This window comes from Donghicola eburneus, from assembly GCF_900115865.1.
GTDB lineage: Bacteria > Pseudomonadota > Alphaproteobacteria > Rhodobacterales > Rhodobacteraceae > Donghicola > Donghicola eburneus.
The window spans coordinates 211342-217447 of record NZ_FOXY01000008.1 but is presented as its reverse complement, the minus strand read 5'-3'; the positions used below and the strand labels follow the sequence as shown (position 1 = coordinate 217447).

The 6106-nt window shown below is 58.0% G+C and carries 5 protein-coding genes; all 5 read left to right on the top strand.

Features of this window, described 5'->3' with window-relative positions; all coding sequences use genetic code 11:
- Nucleotides 1-361: 361 nt before the first annotated feature.
- The 5 genes from BM225_RS15290 (at nt 362) to BM225_RS15270 (ending at nt 6103) form a co-directional block, all read left to right on the top strand.
- Nucleotides 362-1612, top strand: a complete 1251-nt coding sequence (locus BM225_RS15290) for an Hsp70 family protein (protein ID WP_072709992.1) — start codon at nt 362-364, stop codon at nt 1610-1612.
- 290 nt (nt 1613-1902) lie between these two features.
- Entirely contained in the window at nt 1903-2874 is a 972-nt protein-coding gene (locus tag BM225_RS15285; protein ID WP_420809858.1) for a glycine betaine ABC transporter substrate-binding protein, read from the top strand.
- A gap of 154 nt (nt 2875-3028) precedes the next feature.
- The gene (locus BM225_RS15280; RefSeq protein WP_218157059.1) at nt 3029-3862 is read left to right on the top strand and encodes an ABC transporter permease; all 834 of its coding nucleotides are present in this window, start codon (nt 3029-3031) and stop codon (nt 3860-3862) included.
- Entirely contained in the window at nt 3859-4875 is a 1017-nt protein-coding gene (locus BM225_RS15275) for a quaternary amine ABC transporter ATP-binding protein (protein ID WP_420809857.1), read from the top strand. Before BM225_RS15280 ends, BM225_RS15275 begins: the two co-directional genes overlap by 4 nt.
- A 217-nt stretch (nt 4876-5092) precedes the next feature.
- Nucleotides 5093-6103, top strand: a complete 1011-nt coding sequence (locus BM225_RS15270; protein WP_072709974.1) for a C4-dicarboxylate TRAP transporter substrate-binding protein — start codon at nt 5093-5095, stop codon at nt 6101-6103.
- Nucleotides 6104-6106 lie beyond the last annotated feature (3 nt).

Here is a 6106-nt window from a genome sequence, read left to right as displayed (position 1 = left end):
CGAACCTTCCAGCCTTCCGACCGTCCCGTCCGCCCCAACCGCGCCTCAGCGCCGCCGGTGAGGGGCCTTCTACGGATACCAACAAAGAGTCGCAACCCCCAAATCAACACAAAATCCAAAAAACTCAAAAAAATCCAAAATACTCAAAATCAAACAGCAACAAGCGAATGAACAAGCACATCACATAGCGAGAAACGCGACAAACAGGGGTTCTTCACCCAACAGAGCGACAGATATTGGACGCCACTCTGCAGAGGCCCACTACGGAGCAGAGCAAAACCAGCAAAGCATTTGTATTCTTGGTTGATGCCCCAAGTCCGGCGCGCTAGCCAATGGCTTTGCTAAATTCGAGGGAAAGACCATGGCCGCCATCCGACTCGGGATTGATTTCGGGACTTCCAACTCTGCAGCCGCAACCTACAAAGACGGGCAGCTATCACGAGTCGCCTTGGAAGCTGGCGCAGATACCATCCCCACCGCTGTGTTTTTCCCCGCAGAGACAAAAACCATGCTCTATGGACAAGCCGCCTCTTCGGCTTTGATCGACGGGGAAGAGGGGCGCTACATGCGCGCGCTGAAATCTGTGCTTGGCGATCCCCTGTTTCACGAGAGCAGGTTGATTGGTGGGCAGCGCCGCACCATTGCAGATGTGGTTACGGCTTTTCTAGCCCGTATAAGGCAGCGAGCAGAACAACAGACAGGGCATAGCTGCGAACGCGTTTTGTCGGGCCGCCCTGTACACTTCCACTCCGGCGCCCCTGACAAAGATGCACGCGCACTCGAAGATCTTGAGGCATGTTACCGCGCTGCTGGCTTCTCTGAGATCGCGTTTATGAACGAACCCGAGGCAGCAGCCCATGCATATGGCGCAGACCAACAGATAAATGGACGAGGCCTTATCGTAGATATCGGGGGCGGCACGTCAGACTTCTCGATCTTTGAAGCCAAGGGTGACAACATTCAGATTCTTGCCAGCCACGGGGTCCGCCTTGGCGGGACGGATTTTGACCACGCAATTTCGATGACCCATGCCATGCCACTACTCGGCTATGGGGGCACTCTACGACGCACCTTTGGCGATGGACGGCTCCCGGTGCCAAACGCGATCTACGCGGATTTGGCAACATGGGCAAAGATCCCCTTTGTCTACTCTCGCGACACAGAGAAGCTGGTCGAAGACATGTTGCGCCATGCCGAGGACCCCGACGCCATGAGCCGCCTTGATACCGTTATCAAAGAGCAGCTAGGGCATGAGTTGGCCTTTGCGGTCGAGGCAGGGAAGATCGGCGCAAATACAGGTCAGTCCGGAACCCAAATTCAGATGGGCTTTGTCGAACCGGGACTCGCTGCCCCGATCACTAAGGGCAGCATGAACGCCGCCCTCGAAGGGCAACGCGAGAAGATGCGAAATGCGCTCTACCAGACCTTTATGGAGGCGGGCGTGATGCCCACACAGATCGACACCATTGTGCTAGTGGGCGGCTCTAGCCTGATGTCCATGGTCGAAGACGAAGCCAAGGCAGTTTGCCCCTCGGCGACCTTGCAAAGGTCAGAGGCATTTACGGCAGTCGTTGATGGTCTGGCGATAGCTGCGTCACAAATGGACGACTGATCCGACCATTTCTTCTCGCATCTCCATCGATTTATTGCCTTTGCCCTGACCCAAAGGCCGTTGTCCCATGCGCAGATGGATTGGGCCCAAGGCCCGCCGCGCTCTATTCCTTTACACCTCTGAAAACATATGGTCTGTTTCCGACATCACGGTGTCGCGATTTTGCACTCGCAGAATGCGGCGCCGATGTTCAATGATCGTCGGGGACCACTCGGCAAAAGCGAAAAGCAAACCCCTTGGGAGGGATGATGTTGAAACTTCAGAAACTTGGCGCGCTCACCGTCTTTGGCATGACCACAGCACTGGCATCCGGCGCGATGGCCAGCGAATGCGGCGAGCTGACCATGGCCGAGATGAACTGGGCCTCGGCGGAACTGATGGCGAACGTAGACAAACTCATTCTCGAAGAAGGATATGGCTGCGATGTCGAACTGATCCCTGGCGCGACCACCACCACCTTTGCTTCGATGAATGAAAAGGGAGAGCCTGACGTCGCAGGCGAGCTGTGGATCAACGCTGTGCGCGACCCCCTGATGGCCGCCATGGAAGAAGGCCGCCTGCATTCGGTCGTCGAAGGCCCGATCACCGGACTGGGTGAAGGCTGGTGGGTCACCGAGAAATTCGCAGCAGACCACCCCGAGCTGGACACTGTCGAAAAGCTGCTGGAGCACCCCGAGCTGTTCCCCTACGCCGAAGATGAATCGCTGGGTGCCTTCATGGGCTGCCCCGCAGGCTGGGGCTGTCAGCTTTCGAACGCGAACCTCTTCCGCGCCTTTGACATGGAAGACAAGGGCTGGACCCTCGTCGATCCCGGCTCGGCCGCAGGTCTGGACGGCTCGATCGCCAAGGCTGTCGAGCGTGACGAGCCATGGTTCGGCTACTACTGGGCTCCGACCGCGATCATCGGCAAATACAAGCTGCAGATGCTTGAGTGGGAAACCGAATGGGCCGGCAGCGAAAACTGGGACGGCTGCATCGTGAAGCCCGAACAGGAATGCCTCGACCCGCAGCCTTCGTCGTACACCGAGTCCGAAGTTCACAGCATCATCACCGATCGTCTGATGCAGGAAGGCGGCATCGCCGTTGATTACCTGAAAAGCCGTGTTTTCCCCGGCGAAATCATGAACGAGATGCTGGTCTACATGAACGAGAACCAGGCGACTGGCGAAGACGCAGCCTACCACTTCCTTGAGACATACCCCGAGATCTGGACTGGCTGGGTGTCCGAAGAAGCGGCTGAAGGCGTGAAGTCGGAGCTCTAAGAGCCATTGGGAACGTTGAACGGGGGGCGTCTGAAGCGCCCCCCGTTTGCTATGGGCGCCGGACCGTTATCCGGACAACAAGACAACAAAAGAGGTGACGGCTTTGGAATTCTTATACGAATTTCCCTCCCTGGGCCGAAAAACGCTGAGCGGCATGAAGCAAGCGGTCGATGAGACCTTCAAGGGTTTCTCCCGCGCATATGGCGAACAGCTTGAGAATTTCTTTGATCCGCTGCTGCGGTTCCTGATCTGGTTCGAGAAACTGCTCGAAGCCACCCCTTGGCCCGTGATCCTGCTGGTTGTCGGCGGTCTGGCATGGCTGGGGTCGCGTTCGTGGAAGATCACTGCAGGTTCGGTTCTGGCGTTCATCGCGATCGGTGTCCTCGACATGTGGGAAGACACGATGGCAACGCTGGCGATCATCTCGGTTGCGACGCTGCTCTGCATTGCAATCGGGATACCTTTGGGCATCCTGATGTCGCGATCCGACCGTGCCCAAGGCGTTATTACGCCCATCCTCGACGTGATGCAGACCATTCCGTCTTTCGTGTACCTGATCCCCGTTGTGATGCTGCTTGGCATTGGCAAAGTGCCGGGCCTTTTGGCCGTGTGCATCTATGCAATTCCCCCGATTGTGCGCCTGACCAATCTGGGCATCAGACTGGTGGACAAAGACGTACTCGAAGCGGCAGATGCTTTTGGCACCTCGCCGTGGCAGAAACTGTGGGGCGTACAGGTGCCACTGGCCCTGCCCAACATCTTTGCCGGCATCAACCAGACCATCATGATGGCGCTGTCCATGGTCGTGATCGCCTCGATGATCGGGGTCAAAGGCCTTGGTGTGCCCGTGCTGCGTGCGATTTCGAACCAGTATCTGGCGCTTGGCCTAATGAACGGTCTGGCAATCGTAGCTCTAGCCATCATCTTTGACCGCGTGTCGCAAACTTACGGCAAGCGTCTGCAAGCCTACCGCAACGGAGGCAAATGATGTCCGAACTCAAGGTACAGATCAAAAACCTCTACAAGATCTTTGGCAAGAATCCGAAAAAGGTGCTGCCGCAGGTCAAAAGCGGCCTCGGCAAGCCAGAACTCTTGGACCAGACCGGCCACGTGCTGGGGATCAACAACGTCAGCCTCGATATTCCGGCCAAACAGATTCAGGTCGTCATGGGCCTGTCCGGTTCGGGCAAATCGACCCTGATCCGCCACATCAACCGCTTGATCGAGCCCACTGATGGTCAGATTCTGATCGACGGTGACGACGTACTGACAATGTCGGACAAGCAACTGCGCGATGTCCGCCGCAAGAAGACCTCGATGGTGTTCCAGAAGTTCGGCCTCCTGCCCCACCGTAAAGTGATGGAGAATGTCGGCTACGGGCTCGAGGTACAAGGGTTCAAGGAAGACGAGATCAAGCAAAAGGCCCAGCACTGGATCAACCGCGTTGGCCTGACCGGCTACGAGGATCACTATCCAGGCCAGTTGTCTGGCGGCATGCAGCAGCGCGTGGGTCTGGCCCGCGCCCTAGCCACCGACGCCGAAATCTTGCTGATGGACGAAGCGTTCAGTGCGCTTGACCCACTGATCCGCTACGACATGCAATCCATCCTGCTGGAACTGCAGGACGAGCTGCACAAGACCATCATCTTCATCACCCACGATTTGGACGAGGCGCTGCGCCTTGGAGACAAGATCGCGATCCTGCGCGACGGCGCCATGATTCAAGAGGGCACCGCCCCCGAGATCGTTCTGACCCCCGCCGACGACTATATCGCTGACTTCACCAAGGACATTAACCGCGGCAAAGTGATTCGACTGCGGGCACTGGCCGAGGCTGGAACACCTTATGACGGCGCGAACATTCCGGCAGGCACGCTGCTGAACGATGCGCTGCACCCGTTGGCGCAGGCACCAAACCAGACCCTAGGCGTGACCGAAGAGGATGGCCAATACCTAGGCACTGTGTCTCTAACCAAGGTGATTGGCGCCCTCGCGGGCTAAAACCTTGCCACCTACGAACAAAGTCGCCCTCTGGATCACCGGTGGGCGACTTTTTTATGCCCTGACGTCTTACACTTCCGCTGGGTGGAAAAAGCCGCGCGTTACCCTTGCCATGTGGGGTCCGGTCATGCACGAATTGAGGCATCAGACGCTCTGACCGCAAGAGGAGCCTTGGAAACGAGGTGCGGGATAGGGCGCGATAATGGGAGGAAAATGTATGAAAACTTTGCTTGGCCGTACGGCCATCGCACTTGTTGCTGTCAGCTTCGCTGCCGAGGCCAGCGCAACCGAATGGAACGTCTCCACTTGGGGCAAGCGCCGCGCTTTCACCGAGCACATCGAAAAGCTGGCTGAACTGGTTGCGGAAAAGTCGGGCGGTGATTTCACCATGAACGTCAGCTATGGCGGTCTGTCCAACAACAAAGAGAACCTCGACGGCATCTCGATTGGCGCCTTTGAAATGGCCCAGTTCTGCGCGGGCTACCACGCGGACAAGAACCGCGCGATCACTGTGCTGGAACTGCCCTTCCTTGGCGTGAACACGCTGGACGAAGAGGTGGCCGTCAGCCACGCCGTTTACGCCCACCCCGCCGTGGCCGATGAAATGGCCCAGTGGAACGCCAAGATGCTGATGACCAGCCCGATGCCTCAATACAATCTGGTCGGCACTGGCGAGCCCCGCGACGAACTAGCCGAGTTTGACGGCATGCGCGTTCGCGCGACTGGCGGTCTGGGTCGCGCGTTCGAAGCCGTGGGCGGCGTCCCCACATCTGTGACCAGCTCCGAAGCCTATCAGGCGATGCAGTCGGGCGTTGTGGACACCGTGGCCTTTGCTCAGCACGCGCACCTGTCCTTTGGCACCATCAACGAGGCCGATTGGTGGACCGCGAACCTGAACCCCGGCACGGTGAACTGCCCCGTGGTCGTGAACATCGACGCCTACGAAAGCCTGTCGGATGAACACCGCGCCATTCTGGACGAATCCGTGCCTGAGGCGATCGACTACTACCTGTCCAACTACGGCGAACTGCTCAAGCGTTGGGACACCGTTCTCGAGGAGAAGGGCGTTCAAAAGGTCATGATCTCGGACGAAGAGATCGCGGCGTTCAAAGAAAAGGCTGGCGGCCCCATCCACCAAGCCTGGATCGACGAGATGAGCGCGCAGGGCCTGCCCGCCCAAGAGCTTTATGATCTGGTGAACAACACGCTGGCAGACGCCCGCAAGTGATCC